The sequence below is a fragment of the Pantoea sp. X-Soil-ISGK-285 genome (assembly GCF_059730815.1).
Map to the genome: position 1 here is coordinate 1,418,001 of NZ_AP035938.1, position 26,139 is coordinate 1,444,139.

Consider the following 26,139-nt stretch of genomic DNA (forward strand, 5'->3'; position numbering starts at 1 on the left):
CATGCTTAAAGCGGAATTAGAACTGGTAAACCAGACCTACACCAACAATGTCGTCTGTGTTCAGATTTAGTGGGTTGTTGTCATCCAGCTGGTTGATTTTGTAATCAACATAGGTAGACATGTTTTTGTTGAAGTAGTAAGTCGCGCCAACGTCGATGTATTTGTACAGGTCAGCATCGCCGATACCTTCGATATCTTTGCCTTTCTGCTGCACGTATGCAACGGATGGACGCAGACCGAAGTCGAACTGGTATTGAGCAACTAATTCAATAGTCTGGCTCTTATTGGCAAATGCAGTCACTGAGTCGGTAGTGTTAGCTACAGGGATGCCGATAACGGAAGAGTTACGGCCCTCACCGTACAGCGCTGCCAGGTAAACGTTGTTCGCATCATATTTCAGCGCGGTTGCCCAGTTCTCAGCACGTTTGCCCTGACCAACTACGTTACCATTCACAGCAACACCCGCTGCCTGCGAATTTGTACGGTCGCTGCTGCTATACGCACCAACAATGCCTACACCAATTGGTAAGGTATATGAAGTTGAGAATGCATAGCCGTCACCGTTAGCACGATCGATTGCGGTACGTTCGTTTTTACCCTGATACTGAGCAGCAAAGTCCCAGCCATCAACCAGGCCGAAGAAGTTGGTGTTGCGGTAGGTCAGCAGGCCGGTGCTACGACCATTCATAAAGCTGTCTGAGCCGCCCCAGTCACCACCAAATACTGGCAGCATATCGGTCCAGCCGATTGCATCGTAAACCAGACCGTAGTTACGGCCGTAGTCGATTGAACCGGCATCGCCGAATTTCAGACCCGCGAAGCCCAGACGGGTTTTGGTGCCGTCCCGTGCGTCATCACCTTCAGATTTGTTCGCCTGAATGTTGTATTCCCACTGGCCGTAACCGGTCAGCTGGTCATTAATCTGGGTTTCGCCTTTGAAGCCGAAGCGCACATAAGTCTGATCGCCATCATCACCAGCGCTATCAGAGAATTGGTGACGCGCATCCACTTTACCGTACAGGTCCAGTTTGTTGCCGTCTTTGTTATAGATTTCTGCAGCGTTTGCTGCGCCAGCTACTAACAGAGCAGGGATAACCACTGCAAGAATATTGCGCTTCATCATTATTCATTACCCTCATTGGAGTTATTTGTACACCTGCCACTGCCGTCAGGAAATCTTTACGGGAACCCTGAACGAAGTTTGGTGTCTTCCTGTGTCTGCACGCATCTTTCCATCCCACCCGCCGTAATTCTAGCGCTTAAATGCTACTAAACTCGTAATCTTGTTTCAGTAAGAAAATATGTATTACAAAATGTAAAAAACACGGAACTTTGTGAGAGAACTCAAAATTTACAAAAATAAAAAAAGGCCGGCAGTGCCGACCTCGTTATATATATGAATTTCTTATATTTAATGCCGAATATCAGAAACTCGCGTTGCGTGGGGTGCGCGGGAAGGGGATTACGTCCCTGACATTTTGTACGCCGGTGACATAGGCGATTAAACGTTCAAAGCCTAATCCAAAGCCAGAATGTGGCACGGTACCGTAGCGACGCAGGTCACGATACCACCAGTAATCTTCTTTATTCAGACCCATCTCTTCCAGACGCGCATCCAGGACATCCAGACGTTCTTCACGCTGTGAACCGCCAATGATCTCACCAATGCCTGGCGCCAGAACATCCATCGCCGCCACGGTTTTGCCATCATCATTCAGGCGCATATAGAATGCTTTAATGTCTTTCGGATAGTTTTTCACCACCACCGGTGCTTTAAAGTGTTTCTCCGCCAGGTAACGCTCATGCTCAGAGGAGAGGTCAATACCCCAGGAAACCGGGTTTTCGAAGGTCTGACCGCAGTTCATCAGGATCTCAACCGCATCGGTGTAATCCACCTGCGCGAAATCGGTGGTGATGAAACGCTGCAGGCGCTCAACCGCCTCTTTATCTACCCGCTCAGCAAAGAAGGCCATGTCATCGGCACGCTCTTCCAGCACCGCGTTGAAGACATACTTCAGCATTGATTCGGCCAGTGCAGCGGCATCATCCAGTGAGGCAAAGGCGATTTCCGGCTCCAGCATCCAGAATTCCGCCAGATGGCGGCTGGTGTTGGAGTTCTCTGCGCGGAACGTCGGACCGAAGGTGTAGATCTTCGACAGGGCGCTGGCATAGGTTTCGCCATTCAGCTGACCTGAAACGGTCAGGAACGCCTCTTTACCAAAGAAATCTTCGCTGAAGTCAACTTTGCCCTGATCGTTACGCGGCAGGTTTTCCATATCCAGCGTAGAGACACGGAACATTTCGCCGGCACCTTCGGTATCGGAGGCGGTAATCAGCGGCGTCGAGACCCAGAAATAGCCATTCTCATGGAAGAAGCGATGCAGCGCCTGCGCCAGGGTGTGGCGAACGCGGGCGACCGCGCCAATCAGGTTGGTGCGCGGACGCAGGTGAGCGACTTCGCGCAGGTACTCGATACTGTGGCGTTTCGCCGCCATCGGATAGCTGTCGGGATCTTCCACCCAGCCCACGACTTCCAGGCTGGTCGCCTGAATCTCAAACGCCTGGCCCTGACCCGGTGAGGCCACCACTTTACCGGTGACGATAACGGAACAGCCCGTGGTCAGACGCAGCACTTCATCCTGATAATTATTCAGAGAATTATTGACAACAGCCTGAACGGGATTAAAGCAGGAGCCGTCATAGACAGCGATGAAGGAAAGACCGGCTTTGGAATCTCTTCGGGTACGCACCCAACCACGTACGGTGACTTCACTGTCAACCGCGACGCGACCGTGCAGTACGTCCGCTACAGGCACTACGCTCATAAATATCTCTCTATATAGAAGAAGTGAGTAAAAAAGTTGCCCCATCCGGGGTTTTGCTATGTTACTTGCGAGTCTTCAGGAAACAAGCAAAATTCAGGGGGAAAGCAGATTTATTACAGCAGAGGCGGGGCGTATCAACGCCCCGATAAGAAGAGGATTAACTCGCTTTTTTCACCAGCGGCAGATCAAAAGCTTTACGCAGGGCCCTGACAAAGGCTTTATCCTGGCAGATGGTTTTGCCCGGGCTGTCTGAGAGTTTCGCCACCGGCTTGCCATTGCACTGCACCAGTTTGATAACGATATTCAGTGGCGTCACGCCCGGAATATCGCAGGTGAGGCGGGTTCCGATGCCGAACACGACGTTCGTCCGCTGGCCAAAGTGGCGGTAAAGCGCCAGCGCTTTGTCGAGATTTAAGTTGTCAGAAAAGACCAGGTGTTTGCTTTGCGGATCGATACCCAGCTTCTGGTAGTGGGCGAGCGCTTTCTCGCCCCATTCGACCGGATCGCCGGAGTCGTGGCGCAGTCCCTGGTAGCGGCGGGCAAACACCGGGCCGAAATCGCGCAGGAATGCGTCCATGGCGATGCAATCGGTCAGGGCGATGCCCAGCTTATCGTCATACTCATCCAGCCACGCCTGTAGCGCAGCGCGCTGGCTGTTGGCCAGTACCGGACTGATCTGCTGGAAGGCCTGGAACCACTCATGCGCCTGTGTTCCCACTGGCGTCAGTGACAGACGGCGCGCCAGATCATAGTTACTGGTGCCAATCAGCCACGGAAATTCCTGTTTCAGCGTTGAGACGATCGACTGTTGCACATCCTGCGAATAGCGACGACGGGTGCCAAAATCCATCAGGCGGAAGCGTGACATATCGAGGTCAGCCACCTGAGCTTTAAAGTCGCCGAGTTTCTGATGTAAGTGGTCAAGTGCCTGCTGAGTGGTGACCTGTGGCGTACGATGACGATGCACAATCTCACTGATCAGCGCCAGCAGCGGCACCTCCCACATGATCACTTCTCGCCACGGCCCCTGAATACGGAGTTCCAGCTTGCCATGATGATTGCGCACCTCAACCTGATCCGGGTTATAGCGGAACTGGCGTAACCAGCTGAGGTAATCCTGCCGGAAGAAGGGAAGGTGAGACAACCAGGTCGCTTCATCATCAGTCAGCGCCAGGTGTTGCATTGCGGTTATCGCGTCACGAATTTCGTCAGCGTAGAGACCCAGCAGTTCGTCGCCGCGGCAGCGAAACTCCGCCGCCACCGTTATGTCATGATAGCGGTGGAAAACGGCCTGTTGCATATGGAGCTTATAGGCGTCCGTATCCAGCAGCGAGGTCAGTATCGGGGAAGCATGTCCTGTCATGGCGCGTTTCAGCATCCTGTTCGGTGGCGCAGAGCCCGGTGTTGTACACAGTCATAAAGACGCAAAAGTATAATTCACTATCTGAAGCCGATCACAGCATATTTCAGACGGGCGGGTCGAGGCCAATCTGTGCCATTGTTAACAAAGTGTAGCCATTTCACCCTTTAGGTGCATTGTGCGTGGCAAGCTTGTAGTAACAAGCTTAGACTTTGCCGGTAAACTTATAACAACGCGAGACGCAATATGACGCAACAGCCCCAAATCAAGTATCGCCACGACTACCGTGCGCCTGAGTACACCATCACCGATATCGATTTAACTTTTGAACTGGATGCGTCCACCACCCGCGTAACGGCCATCAGCCAGGTTAAACGACTGGGCGACAGCCAGGCTGAGCTGCGACTGGACGGCGAAGCGTTAACGCTGATAGCGCTGGAGGTCGACGGGCAAGCCTGGACGGCCTTCCGTGAAGAAGAGGGCGCACTGGTCATCAGCCAGCTGCCGGAAAGCTTCACCCTGAAAATTATTAACGATATTCACCCGGACCAGAACACCGCGCTGGAAGGGCTGTACAAATCGGGCGAGGCGCTCTGCACCCAATGTGAGGCTGAAGGCTTTCGTCATATTACCTGGTATCTCGATCGCCCCGACGTGCTGGCGCGCTTTACCACCACCATTTATGCCGATGGTGAGCGTTATCCATTCCTGCTCTCCAACGGTAACCGCATTGACAGCGGCCGGGATGAGCAGGGTCGTAGCTGGGTGAAGTGGCAGGATCCGTTCCCGAAACCCTGCTACCTGTTTGCGCTGGTGGCGGGCGATTTCGACGTGCTGCGCGACAGCTTCACTACCCGTTCAGGACGTGATGTGGCGCTGGAGATCTTCGTCGATCGCGGTAACCTCGACCGTGCCGACTGGGCGATGACGTCGCTGAAAAACAGCATGAAGTGGGATGAAGAGCGTTTCGGTCTGGAGTATGACCTCGACATCTTTATGATCGTGGCGGTGGACTTCTTCAACATGGGCGCCATGGAGAACAAAGGCCTTAACGTCTTCAATGCCAAATATGTGCTGGCTAAAGCGGAAACGGCGACGGACAAAGATTACCTGGGCATTGAAGCGGTTATCGGTCACGAATATTTCCACAACTGGACCGGTAACCGCGTGACCTGCCGCGACTGGTTCCAGCTCAGCCTGAAAGAGGGGCTGACGGTGTTCCGCGATCAGGAGTTCAGCTCTGATCTGGGTTCACGCGCGGTGAACCGCATTGATAACGTGCGTATCGTACGCGGTGCGCAGTTCGCCGAAGATGCCAGCCCGATGGCACACCCGATCCGTCCGGATCAGGTCATCGAGATGAACAACTTCTATACCCTGACGGTGTATGAAAAAGGGTCAGAAGTGATCCGTATGATGCACACCCTGCTGGGTGAAGAGAATTTCCAGAAGGGCATGAAGCTCTATTTTGATCGCCACGACGGTAGCGCCGCCACCTGCGATGATTTTGTTCAGGCGATGGAAGATGCTTCAAATGTTGACCTGTCGCAGTTCCGCCGTTGGTACAGCCAGTCCGGTACGCCGGTGCTGACCGTGCGCGACGATTACAACCCGGAGCTGGAGCAGTATACGCTGCACGTCACGCAGCACACGCCTGCGACTGCCGATCAGAAAGAGAAGCTGCCGCTGCATATCCCGCTGGATATTGAACTCTACGATGGCGAAGGCAAGGTGATCCCGCTGCAGAATAATGGTCATCCGGTACATCATGTGCTGAATGTCACCGAGGAGTTCCAGACCTTTATTTTCGATAATGTCTACTTCCAGCCAGTGCCGTCGCTGCTGCGCGAATTCTCTGCCCCGGTGAAGCTTGATTACAAATGGAGTGATGCTCAGCTCACCTTCCTGATGCGTCATGCACGCAACGACTTCTCCCGCTGGGATGCGGCTCAGAGCCTGCTGGCGACCTATATCCGTCTGAATGTCGCCCGCTATCAGCAGGGCCAGCATCTGTCACTGCCGCTGCATGTCGCCGACGCCTTCCGCGCGGTGCTGCTGGATACCGACTGCGACCCGGCACTGACCGCGCTGATTCTGACGCTGCCGTCGGAAAATGAGATTGCCGAGCTGTTTGATACTATCGATCCGCAGGCGATTGCGCTGGTGCGTGACGCGCTGCAACGCACGCTGGCACGCGAACTGGCCGATGAGTTTTTTGCGATCTACAACGCCAATCAGCAGCCTGAATACCGCGTGGAGCATGACGCGATTGGTCAGCGCAGCCTGAAAAATATCTGCCTGACCTATCTCGCCTTCAGCGATGCGCAGCTGGCGGATAAACTGGTGCAGACCCAGTATCACCAGGCGACCAACATGACCGATGCGCTGGCGGCGCTTTCTGCTGCTGTTGCGGCACAGTTACCGTGCCGTGATGCGCTGCTGGCAGCTTACGATGAGCGCTGGCATCAGGATGGTCTGGTGATGGACAAATGGTTTGTGCTGCAGGCGACCAGTCCGGCCGCTAACGTGATGCGCAATGTGCGTCAGCTTCTGAATCATCGCTCCTTCACCATGAGTAATCCGAACCGCGTTCGCTCGCTGGTGGGTGCCTTTGCCTCGGCTAACCCGGCCGCCTTCCATGCTAAAGATGGCAGCGGGTACAAGTTCCTGGTGGAGATGCTTACCGACCTTAACACCCGCAATCCGCAGGTTGCGGCACGGATGGTGGAGCCGCTGATTCGCCTGAAACGTTATGACGAAGGCCGTCAGGCGATGATGCGCCAGGCGCTGGAGCAGCTGCTGGAGCTGGATAAACTTTCTGGCGACCTCTACGAGAAAATTACCCGGGCACTGAACGCCTGATAATTAAAAAGGGGAGTGTCTGAGACACTCCCCTTTTTTAGCGCTGCTGCGCGTAACGAACCGGCTGCGGTCGTTCCGTACGCTGCATGACCCGATCCAGAACCTCCGCTTCCAGCTCGGCCAGCCGCGCCGATCCGCGACGGCGAGGACGAGGCAGATCCACCAGCAGATCCAGCCCGATCTGACCCTCTTCGATCAACAGCACGCGATCTGCCATCACCACCGCTTCACTGACATCATGCGTGACCAGCAGTACGGTAAAGTGATGCTGCTGCCACAGTGACTCAATCAATCCCTGCATTTCAATGCGGGTCAGGGCATCCAGCGCCCCCAGCGGTTCATCCAGCAGCAGTAAACCGGGCCGGTGGATCAGCGCTCTGGCCAGTGCGACGCGCTGTTTCTGGCCGCCGGAGAGGGCGGCTGGCCACTCATCAGCCCGATCGGCGAGGCCTACCGCCGCCAGCGCATCCAGCGCCGCGCTGCGCCATTCGCGTCCGCGCAGACCCAGCCCGACGTTATCGATCACTTTTTTCCACGGCAGCAGTCGCGCATCCTGAAACATCAGGCGGGTATCTTCACGTGCCGACTGCAGCGGCGCATTGCCTGCCAGCAGTTCACCGCTGGAGCTCTGTTCGAGACCGGCCAGCAGGCGCAGCAGCGTGCTTTTGCCACAGCCGCTGCGACCCACCACCGCCACAAACTGGCCGGAGGGAATATGCAGGTTAATCTTATTCAGAATGGTGCGGCTGCCATACTGTTTGCTGACGCCGTTAACGCCAACCGGGGTGCCGGTGTTAAGGCGCGCCGGTGAGAGAGTCTGACTCATGCGTTCTCCTCCTTCAGTTGATAAGCGGGATGCCAGCGCAGCCAGACACGTTCAAGTAACAACGCAGCGACATCCGCCAGTTTGCCGAGCAGGGCGTAAAGAATAATAGCGACCACCACCACATCGGTCTGCAGGAATTCACGCGCGTTCATGGCCAGATAGCCGATACCCGCGTTGGCAGAGATGGTCTCTGCGACAATCAGCGTCAGCCACATCAGACCCAGCGCGAAACGCACGCCGACCATGATATTGGGCAGCGCGCCGGGCAGGATCACCTGAATAAACAGGCTCCAGCCGGAAAGGCCATAGCTGCGCGCCATCTCAACCAGCCCGCGATCGATGTTGCGGATGCCGTGATAAGTATTGAGGTAGATCGGGAACAGCGTACCCAGCGCCACCAGAAAGATTTTGGCGGACTCATCGATACCGAACCAGAGGATCACCAGCGGGATCAGCGCCAGATGCGGCACATTGCGCAGCATCTGTACCGAGGTATCCAGCAGCCGTTCACCGGTTCTGGAGGTGCCGGTAATCAGCCCGAGTAGCAGGCCGATAGAGCCGCCGATACTGAAGCCGATCAGCGCCCGCCAGCTACTGATCGCCAGATGCTGCCAGAGTTCACCACTGGCGGTCAGCTGCCAGAAAGTGGTCACAATTTTCTCCGGTGCGGGCAGAATACGGGTCGACAACCAGCCGGTTTGCGAGGCAATCTGCCACACCACCACCAGCAGCGTCGGCAGCAGCCAGGGCACCAGCTTATCAGCAAGGCGTTTTCGGGTTCTGGTCATCATGCTCTCCTCAGCCCCGGGCGACTTTTTTCTCAGGGGTAAAATCGTTGGCTACCGCTTCACCGTGTGCCTGAACCACGCGCGGCTGGGGCACCAGTGGAATCTGCAGATCAAGATGCGGGAACAGCAGTTCGCCGACGCGATAAGCCTCTTCCAGGTGCGGATAACCCGACAGGATAAAGGTCTCAATGCCCAGCGCTTCATACTCTTTGATGCGTGCGGCCACGGTCGGGCCATCGCCGACCAGCGCGGTCCCGGCTCCGCTGCGCACCAGGCCGACGCCTGCCCACAGGTTAGGGCTGATTTCGAGCTTGTCGCGGCGACCGCCATGCAGTGCGGCCATCCGGCGCTGCCCCACAGAGTCTGCCCGCTGGAACGCCGCCTGCGCTTTCGCGATGGTGGCGTCATCCACATTGGCAATCAGTTTGTCTGCGGCCTGCCAGGCCTCTTCATTGGTTTCACGCACGATCACATGCAGACGGATGCCGAACCGGACGGTGCGTCCCTGGGCAGCCGCTTTCGCACGCACCTGATCAATCTTCTCTTTAACCTGCGCAGGGGGTTCGCCCCAGGTGAGGTAGACATCGACCTGTTCGGCCGCCAGCTCCTGGGCGGGTTCAGAAGAGCCACCAAACCACAGCGGGGGACGAGGCTGCTGCACCGGTTTAAACATCAGACGCGCACCGCGTACCTTCACGTGCTTGCCTTCATAATCGACGGTTTCGCCTTCCAGCACCCGACGCCAGACGCGGGTAAACTCGGCGGATTCCGCGTAACGCTCGCGGTGATCGAGAAACACGCCGTCGCCCGCCAGCTCTTCCGGATCGCCGCCGGTCACCAGATTAAACAGCGCACGTCCGTTAGAAAGACGGTCCAGCGTGGCGGCCTGACGCGCTGCCTGGGTTGGTGAAATCACCCCAGGACGCAACGCCACCAGGAATCGCAGGCGCTGCGTCACCGGAATCAGCGAGGCGGCAACCAGCCAGGCATCTTCACAGGAGCGGCCGGTCGGGATCAGTACGCCACCAAAACCGAGGCGGTCAGCGGCCTGTGCCACCTGTTGCAGGTAGGCGTGGTCAACCGGTCGCGCCCCTTCGGCGGTACCAAGATAGTGACCGTCGCCATGCGTCGGCAGGAACCAGAAAATGGATACGCTCATTGTTGCTCCTTATTGCGTCACGGTATGCGGATGCCAGATGCGATCCTGAATCGTCACTTTTACTGGCAAGAGATGATTGGCATAGAACAGGTCAGCGGTGCGCTGCTGAGCTGCGGCAGTTTCGGCACTGACCGGCGAAATGCGGGTGGGTGGCCGATGGCTGAGGTAGCTGGCGATAACCGGTTCGGGCAAGCCCATCGCCTGCGCCAGTAACGTGGTGCTCTGCTGACGCTGGCTGATTGTCAGCGCGTCAGCAGTGCTGAAGGTGTCGAGCACCTGCTGAATAAACGCGCCATGGGCTTCGGCGTAGCTGCGGGTCGCTAAATAGAAGGAGCCGGTCAGATTAAGGGAGCTGCCATCAATCAGCAGGCGCGAATTTCCCTGCAGCAGCACCGATGAATAGTAGGGGTCCCAGATTGCCCAGGCATCAACGTCACCCTGCTGGAAGGCGGCGCGCGCATCGGCGGGGGTGAGATAGACCGGCGTGATGTCTTTAAAGGTCAGACCCGCCTGCTGCAAGGCACGCAGCAATAAATTATGTGAGCTGGAGCCTTTCTGGAAAGCCACTTTCTTGCCTTTCAGATCCGCAACCTGTTTCAGGGGGCTGCTTTTTGGCACCAGAATCACTTCCGCTTTGGGTTTTGGCGGTTCAGAGCCGACATAAAGCAGATCCGCGCCCGCGGCCTGGGCAAACAGCGGCGGAAGGTCACCGGTGCTGCCCAGGTCGATACTGTTGATATTCAGCGCTTCCAGCATTTGCGGACCTGCAGGGAACTCGATCCACTTAATCCGGGTATGGGGAAATCGTTTTTCCAGTAACTGATGTGACTTCGCCAGCACCATGCTGACCGAACCTTTCTGATAGCCGATGCGAATCTCAGACGGATCGGATTCGGCGGCCTGTACCTGGAGGCCAGCCAGTAAAAGTCCGGCCACCAGCCACTTTCCTAATCTCTGTTTCATCGATCTCTTCCTTATACCGCTTGCGCAACGGGATGGTGGTGACGGGTCAGCGCCAGCCAGAAGGCGGAGACGGCTTCATCCAGGCGCTGTGACAGTGAATCCTGCAGTTCGGGCTGACGGTCGTAATGGCTGATCTGGCTGTCTTCGGCATAAACACCATGCAGGATCTCCTGCGCCTTTAAGGCGTTGAGCACCGGCTTGAGGGCATAGTCCAGCGCCAGCATATGACCGGCGCTGCCGCCGCTGGCCAGCGGTAATACGACTTTGTGTTCCAGTGCGCGCTCAGGCAGCAGATCGAGCAGAGTCTTCAGCGCACCCGAAAACGACGCTTTATAGATAGGTGTCGCAATAATCAGGCCATCAGCCGAAGCCAGATCGTCACGCAGGGCGAGAAGCGCAGGCGCATCAAAACGCGCATTGATCAGATCGTCAGGCTGAAAGTTGTGAATATTCCAGGGGATGACTTCAATGCCACGCGCCTCCAGCTTGTGCTGACACAGCGTCAGCAGTGAGGTTGAGCGGGAGGGGAATCGTGGGCTGCCTGCCAGCGTAATAACTCGCATCATCACTCCTTATAACTAAAAGTTATTGATTATCAAATGTTGAGAACTTATGTCTTCATACTGTCAGAGCAGGAGAGTGGGCTTAAATGATTTATCCGGCAAAGTAAGGGTGAAATCTGCAAATAGAAGCGGTAGTGGCAGGTGTCAGCATCGCCGCTTCCGATAATTCTTAAATTATGTGTCGGCAGCAGAACAATTCATTAAGAGGGATGATACGAGATCGTCAAAATGAGACGGTTCAGCAGAAAAAATAGCTTTCGTCTGATTGCTTAATCATTTTCCCTGAGAGTGGCGCGGCAATAAAGCGAAACGGCTGACAAAAGAGCGCTGCGAAGCAGCACAGAATCAGCTTATCTGCGGCAAGCATCTTTCAGGGATTAGGATTAGTTGCAGAAAGAAGACTGTAATAAAAATGAAGGAATGCTGAACTTATTCATCGTTTCAGATGTTCGCTTACAGATTCCTGAATCTGGTTACGTCTGCTTCACAGGGCTATTTTAAATCGATCATCAACGGTTTTAACATTAACGCAGGCTATAGATGCACTTTCGTTAACAGTGATTCTCACGTGAAACGTTAAGATAATTTTTACGACTGGTCTTTTTTCGCCTTACCGGTTTAAGATAATCAGGCTAAATGAAAGCCATCATAATATTAGCGCATTACTCTTTTCGACGTTTCGCCTCTGGTCATGCCCTGCATCTGGCGGGTGAATCGTATTGTCTTTTTTCTAACAGCAGAGAATTGCCTATGTCTGACACTTTATTATCAGTGATTATTCCAACTTACAATGTTGAAAAATATATTGTGGAGTGCGTCGATTCATTATTACGTCAGGTTAAAGCGCCCAATGAAATACTCATTGTGAATGATGGCTCCACCGATGGAACATTAGCCTTACTTGAACAGAATTATGCGCATCTTTCTCAGGTGAAAATAATTACCACTGAAAATGGCGGTGCCGGTCATGCACGGGATGTGGGTATTGAGCAGGCGCAGGGCCAGTTTCTCTTTTTCTGTGACCCGGATGACGTCGTAGCGGATGGGCTGGTAGCTGAACTGGCCATGGTGGCGGAAAAGCACCCTGAAACCAACCTGTTCTGTTTTAACTCCTGCGTCTACCGCGATGGTCAGACAGAGATCACATCGCCAAAAGTCAGACACGAACACTTCGGCCAGCAGAAATCGCAGGAAGTCTTATTGGGCCTGCTGCGTAACGGCAGCTATACCTCTGCGGCCTGGAGCTATGTCATCAGCAAACGCGTTATTGAGCAGCATATATTACGCTTTGTTAAGCGCGTTCATGAAGATCACAATTTTACGCTCTCCTGCTTTATGAAAAGTCAGCAGGCATGGGTCAGTCATCAGGTCTATTATAAACAGCGTATTCGCAACGGCTCACTGACTAACAGTACCAAAAGTAATGAGTTTTTCTATCAGCGCTATGATGCCTTTATGCACGCCTACAACACCTTAACCTGTTCTCAGGTTAAATCAGCGTGGCGCGATACGCTGGAAAAAGCTTATTTAGTGCACTCGTTTCGTCTGATGATCTATTTATCACTCTATAATCGCACCCCTGTTCCGGAATATGTGCTTAACGCTATTCGCTTTATGGGCCGTAATGTGAAAACAGAGAGCTTTAAAGAGTGGTTATTGTTCAAACGTCCTGAACTGTTTATAGCGCTACAGCATTACAAGGTTAAAAAAGAGCTGAAAAACGCGGCCTGATTCTGAAAAACAGCCTGATTCTGAAAAATGTTTAGCGATATTGTTTATGCCTTTACGAAATGAGAAGGTGAGACATGCAATGTGTATAAGGTTGTTGCGTCATGGCAAAAGTTCTCGATAAAAGTCTGGTTATTAATATTTTTTCGCTGCTGGCTTACCGCGGCGCGTCGTTTTTGTTCCCGCTGGCCACGCTGCCCTATCTTGCCCGCGTTCTGGGTGTAGAGCAGATGGGTACGCTGGCGCTGGCGATCGCCTGCGTGCTCTATTGCAGCACCATCTCCGACTGGGGATTCAATGTCTTTACCACCAAAGATATTGCTCACCATCGTGATGACAAAGAACGCGTCAGCCAGCTCTTCTGGTCAACGTTTAACGCCAAGCTGATGCTGCTGGTGGTCACCAGCGGCACGCTGCTGACCGCGACCTGGTTTAATCCCTCCTGGCACCCTCTGTTCTTCATTATTCTGGCGAACTGCACCACGCTGGTCGGCTCGCTGTTTTCATTCGGCTGGCTGATGCAGGGCTTTGAGAAGCTGGGTAAGACGGCGATGATCGCCACCTTCGGTAACTTCTGTGCGATTCCGCTGACCTTTTTGCTGGTGAAATCCCCGCAGGACACCTGGCTGGCGGCCCTGATCCCTGGCGCGGTCTCCATTATCAGCGCGGCGATTACGCTGAAGTTTGTGCTGGAGATGAAAGTCATTGGCCGCTATCGCTTTGAACCATGCGAAATCAAACAGCGCATCACCGACAGCATGGATGTGTTTATCGCCATTGCCGGCGCTAACCTTTTCAACAGCGTCAACGTGGTGATTCTCGCCTCCTTTGCTTCTACTTACATGGTCGGGATCTACAACGGCGCCGATCGCCTGCGTAAAGCGGCCAACTCTGTCCCGGAGCAGATTGGCAGCGCCTTCTTCCCACGCGTCAGCCACCTGTTTGGCCGGGATAAACGGGCCGCGATTGCGGCGACACGCAAAAGCCTGCTGCTGTCGTTCTCCCTGAGTCTGGCAATTGTGATCTTTACCTGGTTTTTTGCTGACCTGGTGGTCTCCATATTGCTGGGTAAAGACTTTATCCCGTCGGCGGATGTGCTGCGCGTCTTTGTGCTTTGCTTCCTGTTTGGCAACATTGCCTATCCGGCTGGATTGCAGATTCTGATCCCACATGGTCTGGCCCGCCAGCGTATGTGGGTGATGATGGCCGCTGGTGTGGTTAACGTGCCGCTGTGCTGTTTCCTGGCGTGGAAGTTTGGCGCAATCGGTGCCGCATGGTCGATGGTCGGGGCTGAAGCGTTTGTCTGTCTCGGTATTTTTGGCATCATGCAACGTCACGGCATCCTGCGGGAATATCTGTTTCCCTCTGAGGTGAAAAATCACCCCGTAAACGATTCCGCCGCGTAAGATCAAAGCATTTTCAGATAGTTTTATGCATCCCCGCTGTTCGATTTACTTTTGCGCCAGAGCACTTTACCATTCTGGCGCACATTTTCCCGTGCACCGACTTCCACGATCGCTTCCGTCCTTCAGGAGAGTGCATGTTTTATCCTATCGTCCGACCGGCGCTGTTTAAACTCGACCCCGAACGCGCACACGAACTCACCTTTCAGCAACTGCGTTTTATGAATGGCACCCCGCTGGAGATGTTTTATCGCCAGAATCTGCCGTCGCGTCCGGTCACCTGTATGGGACTGACCTTTAAGAATGCCCTGGGCCTGGCGGCGGGTCTGGATAAAAACGCAGAGTGTATTGATGCGTTTGCGGCGATGGGCTTTGGTTTTGTTGAAGTCGGCACCGTCACACCACGCGCTCAGGCAGGAAATGATAAGCCACGCATGTTTCGTCTGGTCGAAGCGGGCGGAATTATCAATCGGATGGGATTTAATAATCTCGGTGTTGATCACCTGGTTGAGAACGTGAAGAAAGCGCGTTTTAACGGCGTGCTGGGGATCAATATCGGTAAAAATAAAGATACGCCGGTCGAGCAGGGCAAAGATGATTATCTCATCTGCATGGAGAAGGTCTATGCCCACGCCGGTTATATTGCCATCAATATTTCTTCGCCTAACACCCCAGGTTTACGTTCGCTGCAATATGGCGAGGCGCTGGATGATCTGCTTTCTTCCATCAAACAGAAACAAAAAGAGCTGGAACAGCGTCATCTGAAATATGTTCCGCTGGCCGTAAAAATTGCGCCCGATCTCTCTGAAGAAGAGTTAATTCAGGTCGCGGACAGTTTAATTCGTCATCAGATTGATGGCGTGATTGCCAGCAATACCACGCTCGATCGTTCGCTGGTGAGCGGTCTTAAGCATGCTGAGGAAGCGGGTGGGTTAAGTGGACGGCCAGTGCAGTCGCGCAGCACGGCGGTGATCCAGCGTCTCTCTCAGGAACTGCAGGGACGGTTGCCGATTATTGGGGTAGGCGGGATCGATTCTCTGACGGCAGCGCGTGAAAAAATCGCCGCCGGGGCAACACTGGTTCAGATTTATTCAGGCTTTATTTATCAGGGGCCAGGCTTAATTAAAGATATCGTCACCCATCTCTAAGACAATTCTCACAATCATTGGCCGGGGGGTTTATTTATCCCCTCGGCTCGTTTATATTTTGTCCTGTTGCACGCTTTTTCAGCTTTTCCTTATGTTTCTTTTTTCGCTGAATTCTGCGTGATTTTTGGCGCAGCGGTAAATACAGGGCACACGATGAAAATTAAACCCGATGATAACTGGCGTTGGTATTTTGACAGCAGCCACGACCGAATGATGCTCGACCTGGCAGACGGTATGCTTTTCCGTTCCCGTTATTCCCGCAAGATGCTCACGCCGGATGCCTTCACTGAATCGGGTTTTTGTGTCGATGACGCCGCCCTTTATTACACCTTTGAAGAGACCTGCCGTCAGTGCAAACTCAGTGGCAGCCATCGCGCCGAACTGGTGTTAAATGCGCTGGTCGCTGCACGTTTCCTCAAGCCACTGATGCCGAAAAGCTGGCATTTCGCCTCTTATGCTCCGGCAATGCAGCCCCGTCCCGGTGAAATGGTACAGGTTACGCTGGCAGAAGAGGGAACGCAGGCACGCCTGCTGGTGGTTGAGAGTGGCGATAACGCGGCACTCTGCCTGCTGGCGCAGCCGGGATTGACGCTGGCCGGAAAAAACATGGTGCTCGGCGATGCTATTAAGGTGATGAACGATCGCCTGCAGCCCCTATATCAGGATGTCGCGCCGCGCTACGCCCGCGCAGTCTGACTACCTCAGTTCTACATCGCCAGCCGGAATACAGCTGCAGCTCAACAGCGTGCCGTCCTGACGCAGGGCGCTCTGTTTCAGCGCCTTAACCTCACCCGCAACCAGACTCAGCTTGCAACTGCCGCACAGTCCTGCCCGACAGGAGTAGGGGATCCGGAAGCCCTGCATCTCCAGCTGATCCAGTAATACCTGCTGATTATCCCCGGTGAACGTCTGACCCTGAAACGTGATAGTCACGGCATCTGGCGCCTGCTGCTTTGGTTTCAGTGTTTCGACCACTTCACCGGCACCATAGCTGCGCGGTGCATGACGTTTCAGGACAATCATCTCATCACCGGCGCGCACCACCCCGCTGTTGCGCGCCACTAAGTTCAGACCGAAATCAATATCCCCGCTGCCATCCAGGGCGGTACGGAACGTCTGCAGCGTGGCCAGCGGATGACCGGCAGGATGCTTAACGCCGGTTTCGGTGCTGACAGTGGTGAGCACGCAGCGACTGCATGGCTTAGGCACCTCGAATATCACGTCGCCAATCTGAATCTCCGCCCAGCTGTCTTCATCCCATGCGGCAGCGCCGCTGACGACCAGATTCGGACGAAACTGTTCGGCACGGACGCTGGCCGGGCAGCGCTGTTGCAGATCATGCAGCGACGCGTTGTTGATCAGCAAAAACGGAAAGCCGTCGGCAAAGCTCAGCGGAATATGATTAAACGCTTTAACCCGGCGGCTGGGTTGCGGCCCGACCCAGCGCAACTGAACCTCACGCGGGAAGAACTGGCTCAGCCATTGGTTAATCGCACGCGGCGCTATGCGCGCGGTGAAATGATTTCCCCAGACTTCGGTGGGGTGATCCTGCTCATCGAAATCGCTGAAGCGGATCAGGGAGTGACTGCCATCCGGGGCCGTCAGCAGCAGGCCATCCGGTAAAATCGCGGGCGTGAAGCGCACCATCTCCGGGTGCTGACGCGCGGTAATAAAGGTGCCATCAGGTTCGGTCACCATAAACAGACGATCAAATGCCAGTCCGCTGTCAGTGACCAGCGCGTGTGACAGCGCTAATCCCCGCATCGACTTCACAGGATGAATAAATAAGCGGGAAAGCGTGATCATGGTGTTCTCCTTGAACCCGACGCGCAGCACAAAAGAAGCTAACTTTATGACATAGGTCTCCGATTCGCTATAATGCGCGACAATTTTCTCAAGAGTTAAAAAGTGACGATATGAATTCTCTGTTTGCCAGCACGGCGCGTGGGCTCGAAGAGCTGTTAAAAAGTGAGCTGGACGCGCTGGGCGCGCAGGATTTGCAAGTGGTGCAGGGAGGCGTTCACTACGAAGCCGACGATCGCACTATGTACCAAAGCCTGATGTGGAGTCGTTTAGCATCACGCATCCTGTTGCCGCTGGGAGAGTTTGGCGTCTACAGCGATCTGGATCTCTATCTGGGCGTGCAGAGCGTGGACTGGCCGACGATGTTCGGCAGCGACAAAACCTTTGTTGTGCATTTCAGCGGTACCAACGATTCGATCCGTAACAGCCAGTTCGGCGCGCTGAAAGTGAAAGATGCCATCGTGGACAGCTTTACCCGTCAGAACCTCGAACGACCCAACGTCGATCGTGAGCAGGCAGATATCCGTGTCAACGTCTGGCTGAATGATGATCGCGCCAGCATTGCGCTGGATCTCAGCGGCAGCTCGCTGCATCAGCGTGGTTATCGCCAGCAGACCGGTCAGGCGCCGTTAAAAGAGACCCTGGCGGCGGCCATCGTGCTGCGTTCTGGCTGGGAGCCGACGACACCGCTGATCGATCCGATGTGTGGTTCCGGTACGCTGCTGATTGAAGCCGCACTGATTGCCTGCGATCGTGCGCCAGGCCTGCTGCGCAAGCACTGGGGCTTCACCGCCTGGAGCCAGTTTAACGCTGCGTTGTGGCAGGAGGTTAAAACCGAGGCGCAGAATCGTGCCCGCACTGGTACGGCTGCCACTCAGGCGCGCTTCTTTGGCTACGACAATAATGGTCGGGTGCTGGAGTGGGCGCAGGCGAATGCCCGCCGCGCTGGCGTCTTTGAACTTTTCACCTTCGGCCAGCAGGATCTGCTGAAGCTGACTAATCCGGTCGATCCGGCGGTTCACGGTACGGTGCTGAGTAATCCTCCTTACGGTGAACGTCTGGAGAGCGAACCAGCCCTGATTGCGCTGCACAGCCAGCTCGGACGTCTGATGAAGCAGCATTTTGGCGGCTGGAACCTGTCGCTGTTCAGCGCCTCGCCAGAACTGCTGAGCTGCCTGCAGCTGCGTGCCGATCGCCAGTTTAAAGCGAAGAACGGTCCGCTGGATTGCGTGCAGAAAAACTATAAGCTGGCGGTTAACAGTCATGAAAGCGCCGGACAGATTGCGGAAGATTACGCTAACCGCCTGCGTAAAAACGTGAAGAAACTGGAGAAGTGGGCGCGTCAGGAAGGCATTGAATGCTACCGTATTTATGATGCCGATCTGCCAGACTACAACGTTGCTGTCGATCGCTATGGCGACTGGGTGATTATCCAGGAGTATGCGCCACCGAAAACCATCGATCCTGATAAAGCGCGTCAGCGTCTGTTCGATGTCATCAGCGCAACGCTGAGCGTGCTGCAACTGCCTGCCGACCGTCTGATTATGAAAACGCGTGAACGCCAGAAAGGCAAAGCGCAGTATCAGAAGCTCAGCGAGAAGGGCGACTATTTCGAAGTTAAAGAGTTTAATGCGCGTTTCTGGGTGAATCTGACCGACTATCTCGATACCGGCCTGTTCCTCGATCACCGCATTGCCCGTAAAATGCTGGGCCAGATGAGTCAGGGCAAAGATTTCCTGAACCTGTTTGCCTATACCGGTACTGCCAGTGTGCATGCCGGTCTGGGTGGCGCGCGTTCAACCACCACGGTAGATATGTCGCGTACCTATCTGGAGTGGGCGGAGCGCAACCTGCGTCTTAACGGACTGACCGGGCGTCAGCATCGTCTGATGCAGGCGGACTGTCTGAGCTGGCTGAATGAGAGTGACGAGAACTTTGACCTGATCTTTATCGATCCGCCAACGTTCTCCAACTCAAAACGTATGGAAGAGAGCTTCGACGTTCAGCGCGATCATATGATGCTGATGCGTAACCTGAAGCGCCTGCTGCGTCGCGGCGGCACCATCATGTTCTCCAATAACAAACGCGGTTTCAAAATGGACATGGATGGCCTGAAATCACTGGGCCTGCAGGCGCAGGATATTACCCAGAAAACGCAGTCGCAGGACTTCGCGCGTAACCGTCAAATTCACAACTGCTGGCTGATCACTCACGCCGGTAAGGAATAAGCTTACATGTCATTAATCAGTATCCACGGCGCTTATCTCTCCTTCAGCGATGCGCCGCTGTTAGACAACACCGAACTGCACATCGAAGAGAACGAACGCGTCTGTCTGGTGGGCCGTAACGGTGCGGGTAAATCCACGCTGATGAAAATCATCAATGGCGAACAGCCACTGGATGATGGCCGCATTATTTATGAAACCGATCTGGTCGTGGCGCGTCTGCAACAGGATCCGCCGCGCAATATTACCGGTTCGGTGTATGACTTCGTGGCCGAGGGTGTTGAAGAGCAGGCTGAGCATCTGAAAGCCTATCACGCCATTTCCCATGTGGTGATGGAAGATCCCAGCGATAAAAACCTCAATGAGATGGCGCGTCTGCAGAGCATTCTCGACCATCAGAATCTGTGGCAGCTGGAGAGCCGCATCCATGACGTGCTGGAGCAGATTGGTCTGCAGCCCGATACCGAGCTGTCATCGCTCTCGGGCGGCTGGCTGCGTAAAGCGGCACTGGGTCGTGCGCTGGTGAGTAACCCGCGCGTCCTGATGCTGGATGAGCCAACCAACCACCTCGATATCGAAACCATCGACTGGCTGGAAACGTTCCTGAAGAACTTCACCGGCAGCATCATCTTTATTTCCCATGACCGTTCGTTTATCCGCAACATGGCGACGCGCATTGTCGATCTGGACCGGGGCAAGCTGGTCTCCTGGCCAGGCAACTACGATCTCTATCTGGAAGGCAAAGAGGAAGCGTTGCGCGTTGAAGAGATGCAGAACGCGGAATTTGACCGTAAGCTGGCGCAGGAAGAGGTGTGGATCCGTCAGGGCATCAAAGCCCGTCGTACCCGTAATGAAGGTCGTGTGCGTGCGCTGAAAGCGCTGCGTCGTGAACATTCAGAACGTCGTGAAGTGATGGGCAAAGCCAACATGCAGGTGGGCGAAGCGTCCCGTTCCGGCAAGATTGTCTTTGAGCTGGAAAATGTCGACTACGCGGTCGATGGCAAAGTGCTGGTGAAGGACTTCTCAACCCAGGTGCAGCGTGGCGACAAAATTGCGCTGATCGGACCGAACGGCTGCGGGAAAACTACCTTACTGCGCCTGATGCTGCAGCAGCTGAAAGCTGACCATGGTCGTGTGCATTCCGGTACCAAGCTGGAAGTGGCCTACTTTGACCAGCATCGCGCTGAACTGGATCCGGATCGCACCGTGATGGACAACCTGGCCGAAGGCAAGCAGGAAGTACTGGTCAACGGCAAACCGCGCCACGTACTGGGCTATCTGCAGGACTTCCTGTTCCATCCAAAACGTGCCATGACGCCGGTGCGCGCCCTTTCGGGCGGTGAACGTAACCGTCTGCTGCTGGCACGCCTGTTCCTGCGTCCCAGCAACCTGATGATTCTGGATGAACCGACTAACGACCTTGACGTCGAAACGCTGGAACTACTGGAAGAGCTGATTGATGGTTATCAGGGCACCGTGTTACTGGTGAGCCACGATCGTCAGTTCGTCGATAATACCGTTACCGAGTGCTGGATTTTTGAAGGCAACGGTGAGATTGGTACCTTTGTAGGCGGTTATCACGATGCTCAGCAGCAGCGCGCCGCCTACCGGCAGCACAAGGCGGCAGCACCGGCGAAAGCGACGGGCAACGCCTCTAAGCCTGCAGCAGAGAAGGGTGATTCGAAGCGTAGCGTGAATAAACTCAGCTACAATCTGGCGCGTGAGCTGGAACAGCTGCCGCAAAAACTGGAGCAGCTGGAAGCGCGTATCGGAGAACTGCAGGCGAAGATGAGTCATCCCGACTTCTTCAGTCAGGCACACGATCAGACGCAACCGGTGCTGGATAATCTGGCTCAGACTGAGCAGGAGCTGGAAACCGCTTTTGCGCGCTGGGAAGAGCTAGAGTCACTGAAAAACGGCGCGTAGGGCAGGGCTAACGGATGTGTTCAGCAGTGAAAAGTAACGCGTGGATGCTCTGTCCACAATGCGATTTAATGATTAAGCTGCCGGACATTCCCGTTGGCAGCCGTGCGTCATGCCCGCGCTGCCACACCTCCCTGACGGCCAACTGGCACGAACCGCGTAAACGGCCAACGGGCTATGCGCTGGCAGCGCTGTTTATGCTGCTGCTGGCGAATCTGTTTCCTTTTGTCTCAATGAAGGTGGCAGGGCTGACCAGCCAGATCACGCTGGCGCAGATACCTCAGGTGATGGTGACGGAAGATTACAGCAGTCTGGCGACGCTGTTCCTTCTCTTTGTGCAGGCGGTTCCGGCCTTCTGCATGATCACCATTATCCTGCTGGTCAATCGGGTCCCGTTGCCGACTGGACTCAAAACTGGTCTGGCACGTATTCTGTTTCAGCTGCGTAACTGGGGCATGGCAGAAATCTTTATGGCGGGCGTGCTGGTCAGTTTCGTCAAGCTGATGGCCTATGGCGAGATCGGCCTGGAGACCAGCTTCTGGCCATGGGTTCTGTTCTGTCTGCTGCAGTTGCGGGCCTTTCAGTGCGTTGATCGACGTGGCTTGTGGGACAGTCTGTCACCCCGGCCTGCGCTGCCCCATCCGCCCGAAGTGGGCATCAGTGGTTTAGAGCAGGGTCTGCGCTCCTGTCCCTGCTGTACGGCCATTCTGCCGGAAGCAGAGCATAAGTGTCCCCGCTGCGGCGTCACGGCTGAGGCACGGCGTAAGCACAGCCTGCAGTGGACGCTGGCGCTGTTGTTCACCTCAATACTGCTTTATATCCCGGCCAACCTGTTGCCGATCATGGTGACGGAAACCCTCGGCACTGCCTATCCTTCCAATATCATGGCGGGGGTGATTGTGCTGTGGGGTGATGGCTCCTATCCGGTGGCGTTGGTGATCTTTATCGCCAGTATCATGGTGCCTACGCTGAAAATGCTGGCGATTGGCTGGCTTTGCTGGGATGCCAGCGGACGCGGACAGCGTGACAGCCACAGGATGCACAAAATTTATGAAGTGGTCGAATTTGTAGGCCGCTGGTCAATGATCGACGTGTTTGTTATTGCCGTGCTCTCTGCGCTGGTGCGCATGGGGCAATTAATGAATGTTTATCCCGCGTGGGGGGCAGTATTGTTTGCAATGGTGGTGATTATCACCATGATTGCTGCCATGACCTTTGACCCGCGATTAACCTGGGATCGTGTACGCGAAAACAATATGAAGGAGTCGCGCCTTGACGGAAACTAATCACGGCCATGCAAAGGTGGAACAGATTAAGCGCTGGTCGCCAGTCTGGATTGTCCCCATCGTTACGCTGTTAATCGGCGGATGGATCCTCTTTTATCACTTCAGCCATCAGGGGCCGGAAGTCACCCTCATCACCGAAAACGCCGAAGGCATTGTTGCGGGTAAAACCACGATTAAAAGCCGTAGCGTGGATGTAGGTGTGGTGGAAAGCGCGGTGTTAAGCGACGATCTCCACCATGTGGAAATCAAAGCGCGCCTGAATTCAGGCATGGAAAAACTGCTGCACAGCGACAGCGTTTTCTGGGTGGTGAAACCGCAGGTGGGTCGCGAAGGGATCAGCGGTCTCGGCACTCTGTTATCCGGTGCCTATATCGAATTACAGCCGGGCACTAAAAGCCAGGCACCCGAGCAGTTTAAGCTGCTGGATGCGCCGCCGTTAGCGCCACCGGATGCCAAAGGGATTCGCATCGTGCTGGACAGCAAGAAAGCGGGTCAGCTCAATCCGGGGGATCCGGTGCTGTTCCGTGGCTATCGCGTCGGTACAGTCGAGACCAGCGCTTTTGATACCGAAAAACGCATGATGACCTATCAGCTGTTCGTCGCTGCGCCTTACGATCGCCTGATTACAACCAATGTGCGCTTCTGGAAGGACAGTGGCATCGCCGTGGATATGTCCGCTTCAGGAATGCGGGTGGAAATGGGATCGCTGACCACGCTGTTCAGCGGCGGCGTCAGTTTTGACGTGCCGGATGGCTGGGAGCTGGGTCAGCCTGCGCAGAATAAGTCTGACTATCATCTGTTTGACGATCAGCGCAGCATTCAGGACTCGCTCTACACCAACCATATTGATTACCTGATGTTCTTCACCGACTCCATCCGTGGTCTGCAGGCGGGGGCGCCGGTTGAGTTCCGCGGCATTCGCCTGGGTACCGTCTCAGAAGCGCCATTGATGAAAGCCGGTCTGGACCAGGCGCTGAACAATGATTACCGCGTGCCGGTGCTGATTCGCATTGAGCCGGATCGCTTTATCAGCCGACTGGGTGAGAACTTCGATCTGCAGCAGCATCTGCAGGATGGTAAAAAACGTGGCCTGCGTGCGACGCTGAAAACCGGTAGCCTGTTGTCGGGGGCGCTCTATGTCGATCTCGACTTCTATGACAATGCACCGCCTTACAAAGGGCCGCAGAAAGTCTCTGGCTATGAAGTTATCCCAACGGTCAGCGGTGGCCTGAGCCAGATTCAGCAGAAGCTGATGGCGGCGCTGGATAAGATCAACAGTCTGCCACTGAACGGTATGGTCAATGAAGCGACAGGTACGCTGAAAGAGAGCCAGAAAACGATGCGTGATTTGCAACGCACCATCGACAACATCAACAAAGTCACCGCCAGTCCGGCTATGAAAACCCTGCCGGAAGACCTGCAGCAGACATTGCGCGAGCTGAACCGCAGCATGAAAGGCCTGCAGCCAGGTTCACCAGCCTACAGCAAGCTGGTGGGGGATATGCAGCGCCTGGATAAGGTTCTGCGTGAACTCCAGCCGGTGTTAAGAACGCTTAACACCAAGAGCAATGCGCTGGTATTTGAGGCAAAACCGGGACAGGATCCCCAGCCGAAGAGGGCGAAACAGTGAATAAAGGATTGATACTTTGTGCCGCGCTGGTGTTGAGTGCGTGCAGTAGCAGCGTTGACAATACCTGGTATCAGCTGCCCTCCGGGGCAGCTTCCATGCAGGTCAGCAGCAGCCAGCTGAATGAAGCGCAACCGATGTTATGGGTGCAGCAGGTGACGGTGCCGGACTATCTGGCAGGCAACGGACTGGTTTATCAGACCAGCGATGTCAAATACGTTATCGCCGCGAATAATCTCTGGGCCAGCCCGCTCGATCAGCAGTTGCAGCAGACATTGATCACTAACCTGAGCAAGGCGCTGCCAGGCCGGCTGGTAGCCGGTTCACCTTTAGGCGCGCAGCACGATACGCTGAATGTGACCGTGACAGGCTTTCAGGGGCGCTATGATGGCAAAGCAATCGTCAGTGGCGAATGGACGCTGGAACATCAGGGCCGGCTGACTAAACAGGCGTTTAACCTGGTACTGCCGCAGACCGAAGATGGCTACGATGCGATGGTCAGAACGCTGGCGGCGGGCTGGCAACAGACAGCACAGAAGATTGCCAATAGTGTGGTTGCGTTAAATTAAGATTGATGTGAATAAATAAGCTAAGCCCCTGACCGATTGTCGTGCTTTTTCGACATGGGTGAGGGGCTTTTTTATTAGCTTAATCAGAAAGATAGTGTTGTCGCATGCATCACAGAACGTCATTATTTTTACCGATTAAGGTCACATTTATGACACTGGCATGAAGATTGGGCATTGATCTTTGGGTGCGCAGGAGGTAGAACATAAGGGTGGTTGAACATTAATTCACCACTTTTCTTTCCACCAGATTCCACAGACCTTACATGAGGGACACGGAGTATGAAGAGACAGAAACGAGACCGCCTCGAACGCGCCCATTCACGTGGTTATCAGGCAGGCATTACTGGACGCTCAAAAGAGATGTGTCCGTATCAGTTGATTGACGCTAAGTCTCACTGGTTGGGAGGTTGGCGACAAGCCATGGAGGACAGGTCGGTAGCTGCATAACCGGATGTCACTGAAAAGGGAATATAACCTCCGCCATGCGCGGAGGTTTTTGTTTCCGGGGGAAACACTTAGAAAGCGGCGGTATCTTTAAACAGGCCGACTTTAAGATCGCTGGCGGTATAGATCAGATTACCGTCAACCAGCACTTCACCATCTGCCACACCCATAACCAGTTTGCGGTTAATAACGCGTTTGAAGTGAATGCGGTAAGTCACTTTCTTCGCATCTGGCAGGACCTGACCGGTGAATTTCACTTCACCCACGCCCAGCGCACGACCTTTACCTTCGCCGCCCAGCCAGCCCAGATAGAAACCAACCAGCTGCCACATGGCATCAAGGCCCAGACAACCCGGCATCACAGGATCGCCTATAAAGTGACAGCCGAAGAACCAGAGATCAGGATTGATATCCAGTTCCGCTTCAACAAAGCCTTTGTCATATTTGCCGCCGTCTTCGGTCATTTTGACCACGCGGTCCATCATCAGCATGTTGCCGGATGGAAGCGGCGGACCATTTTCGCCAAACAGTTCACCACGACCTGACAGAATCAGATCTTCTTTGGTATAGGATTCGCGTTTATCTACCATGTTTTCAATAAGCCTTGTTTTAGTGAATCACGAATATTAGCGAACAG

General features: G+C 54.7%; 21 protein-coding genes. 11 read left to right on the forward strand and 10 right to left on the reverse strand.

Annotation, left to right across the window (positions count from 1 at the left end):
- Window positions 1–16: 16 nt before the first annotated feature.
- From ompC to pncB, 3 genes are all read right to left on the reverse strand, one after another.
- Entirely contained in the window at window positions 17–1,123 is a 1,107-nt protein-coding gene (gene ompC / locus AC6I8B_RS06625) for a porin OmpC (protein WP_061901610.1), read from the reverse strand.
- 301 nt (window positions 1,124–1,424) lie between these two features.
- On the reverse strand, window positions 1,425–2,825 hold the full coding sequence (gene asnS, locus AC6I8B_RS06630) for an asparagine--tRNA ligase (RefSeq protein WP_010254981.1): 1,401 nt from the start codon (window positions 2,823–2,825) through the stop codon (window positions 1,425–1,427).
- 157 nt (window positions 2,826–2,982) lie between these two features.
- Window positions 2,983–4,188 (reverse strand): nicotinate phosphoribosyltransferase, encoded by a 1,206-nt coding sequence (pncB, locus tag AC6I8B_RS06635; RefSeq protein WP_010669771.1) that lies wholly within the window; start codon window positions 4,186–4,188, stop codon window positions 2,983–2,985.
- Window positions 4,189–4,431: 243 nt separating this feature from the next.
- Between pncB and pepN the strand changes: the two genes are divergently transcribed.
- Window positions 4,432–7,047 (forward strand): aminopeptidase N, encoded by a 2,616-nt coding sequence (gene pepN / locus AC6I8B_RS06640; RefSeq protein ID WP_033766848.1) that lies wholly within the window; start codon window positions 4,432–4,434, stop codon window positions 7,045–7,047.
- 37 nt (window positions 7,048–7,084) lie between these two features.
- Here the strand turns inward: pepN and ssuB are convergent, their stop codons facing one another.
- Genes ssuB through ssuE form a run of 5 tightly spaced genes read right to left on the reverse strand, consistent with a single transcriptional unit; the run spans window position 7,085 to window position 11,346 of the window.
- Window positions 7,085–7,873, reverse strand: coding sequence for an aliphatic sulfonates ABC transporter ATP-binding protein (gene ssuB, locus AC6I8B_RS06645; protein WP_157351813.1), 789 nt, complete (start codon window positions 7,871–7,873; stop codon window positions 7,085–7,087).
- A complete protein-coding gene (ssuC, locus tag AC6I8B_RS06650; protein WP_122889041.1) occupies window positions 7,870–8,661 on the reverse strand; it encodes an aliphatic sulfonate ABC transporter permease SsuC in 792 nt (263 codons plus the stop codon). The genes ssuB and ssuC overlap by 4 nt, the downstream gene beginning before the upstream one ends.
- A gap of 10 nt (window positions 8,662–8,671) precedes the next feature.
- A complete protein-coding gene (gene ssuD, locus AC6I8B_RS06655; protein WP_033757171.1) occupies window positions 8,672–9,820 on the reverse strand; it encodes an FMNH2-dependent alkanesulfonate monooxygenase in 1,149 nt (382 codons plus the stop codon).
- Window positions 9,821–9,829: 9 nt separating this feature from the next.
- Window positions 9,830–10,783, reverse strand: coding sequence for a sulfonate ABC transporter substrate-binding protein (locus AC6I8B_RS06660; protein WP_031592846.1), 954 nt, complete (start codon window positions 10,781–10,783; stop codon window positions 9,830–9,832).
- Between the two features lie 11 nt (window positions 10,784–10,794).
- Entirely contained in the window at window positions 10,795–11,346 is a 552-nt protein-coding gene (ssuE, locus tag AC6I8B_RS06665; protein WP_010669775.1) for an NADPH-dependent FMN reductase, read from the reverse strand.
- 750 nt (window positions 11,347–12,096) lie between these two features.
- On the opposite strand from ssuE, the gene AC6I8B_RS06670 reads away from it, so the two are divergent.
- The 4 genes from AC6I8B_RS06670 to AC6I8B_RS06685 all read left to right on the forward strand — a co-directional run bounded on the left by AC6I8B_RS06670 (window position 12,097) and on the right by AC6I8B_RS06685 (window position 16,321).
- Window positions 12,097–13,077, forward strand: a complete 981-nt coding sequence (locus tag AC6I8B_RS06670; protein ID WP_497817619.1) for a glycosyltransferase family 2 protein — start codon at window positions 12,097–12,099, stop codon at window positions 13,075–13,077.
- A gap of 101 nt (window positions 13,078–13,178) precedes the next feature.
- Complete coding sequence (locus tag AC6I8B_RS06675) at window positions 13,179–14,480, forward strand: flippase (protein WP_157351815.1); 1,302 nt, start codon at window positions 13,179–13,181, stop codon at window positions 14,478–14,480.
- Between the two features lie 134 nt (window positions 14,481–14,614).
- Complete coding sequence (pyrD, locus tag AC6I8B_RS06680) at window positions 14,615–15,625, forward strand: quinone-dependent dihydroorotate dehydrogenase (RefSeq protein WP_010255000.1); 1,011 nt, start codon at window positions 14,615–14,617, stop codon at window positions 15,623–15,625.
- A gap of 153 nt (window positions 15,626–15,778) precedes the next feature.
- Window positions 15,779–16,321: a cell division protein ZapC gene (locus AC6I8B_RS06685; RefSeq protein ID WP_033757182.1), complete on the forward strand. Its 543-nt coding sequence runs from the start codon at window positions 15,779–15,781 to the stop codon at window positions 16,319–16,321.
- On the opposite strand, the gene AC6I8B_RS06690 is transcribed toward AC6I8B_RS06685, so the two are convergent.
- The gene (locus AC6I8B_RS06690) at window positions 16,322–17,431 is read right to left on the reverse strand and encodes a YcbX family protein (protein ID WP_033771293.1); all 1,110 of its coding nucleotides are present in this window, start codon (window positions 17,429–17,431) and stop codon (window positions 16,322–16,324) included.
- Window positions 17,432–17,541: 110 nt separating this feature from the next.
- Between AC6I8B_RS06690 and rlmKL the strand changes: the two genes are divergently transcribed.
- The 6 genes from rlmKL (at window position 17,542) to rmf (ending at window position 25,505) form a co-directional block, all read left to right on the forward strand.
- Window positions 17,542–19,656: a bifunctional 23S rRNA (guanine(2069)-N(7))-methyltransferase RlmK/23S rRNA (guanine(2445)-N(2))-methyltransferase RlmL gene (gene rlmKL, locus AC6I8B_RS06695; RefSeq protein WP_010669780.1), complete on the forward strand. Its 2,115-nt coding sequence runs from the start codon at window positions 17,542–17,544 to the stop codon at window positions 19,654–19,656.
- Window positions 19,657–19,662: 6 nt separating this feature from the next.
- Entirely contained in the window at window positions 19,663–21,579 is a 1,917-nt protein-coding gene (locus tag AC6I8B_RS06700) for an ABC transporter ATP-binding protein (RefSeq protein WP_033757185.1), read from the forward strand.
- Window positions 21,580–21,593: 14 nt separating this feature from the next.
- Window positions 21,594–22,862, forward strand: coding sequence for a membrane integrity-associated transporter subunit PqiA (gene pqiA, locus AC6I8B_RS06705; protein ID WP_010669781.1), 1,269 nt, complete (start codon window positions 21,594–21,596; stop codon window positions 22,860–22,862).
- Window positions 22,849–24,492: an intermembrane transport protein PqiB gene (pqiB, locus tag AC6I8B_RS06710; protein ID WP_010255015.1), complete on the forward strand. Its 1,644-nt coding sequence runs from the start codon at window positions 22,849–22,851 to the stop codon at window positions 24,490–24,492. Before pqiA ends, pqiB begins: the two co-directional genes overlap by 14 nt.
- On the forward strand, window positions 24,489–25,058 hold the full coding sequence (pqiC, locus tag AC6I8B_RS06715; RefSeq protein WP_033757190.1) for a membrane integrity-associated transporter subunit PqiC: 570 nt from the start codon (window positions 24,489–24,491) through the stop codon (window positions 25,056–25,058). The genes pqiB and pqiC overlap by 4 nt, the downstream gene beginning before the upstream one ends.
- A gap of 279 nt (window positions 25,059–25,337) precedes the next feature.
- Entirely contained in the window at window positions 25,338–25,505 is a 168-nt protein-coding gene (gene rmf, locus AC6I8B_RS06720) for a ribosome modulation factor (protein WP_008925875.1), read from the forward strand.
- A gap of 68 nt (window positions 25,506–25,573) precedes the next feature.
- Here the strand turns inward: rmf and fabA are convergent, their stop codons facing one another.
- Window positions 25,574–26,092, reverse strand: a complete 519-nt coding sequence (gene fabA, locus AC6I8B_RS06725; protein ID WP_009091047.1) for a bifunctional 3-hydroxydecanoyl-ACP dehydratase/trans-2-decenoyl-ACP isomerase — start codon at window positions 26,090–26,092, stop codon at window positions 25,574–25,576.
- Window positions 26,093–26,139: the final 47 nt, after the last annotated feature.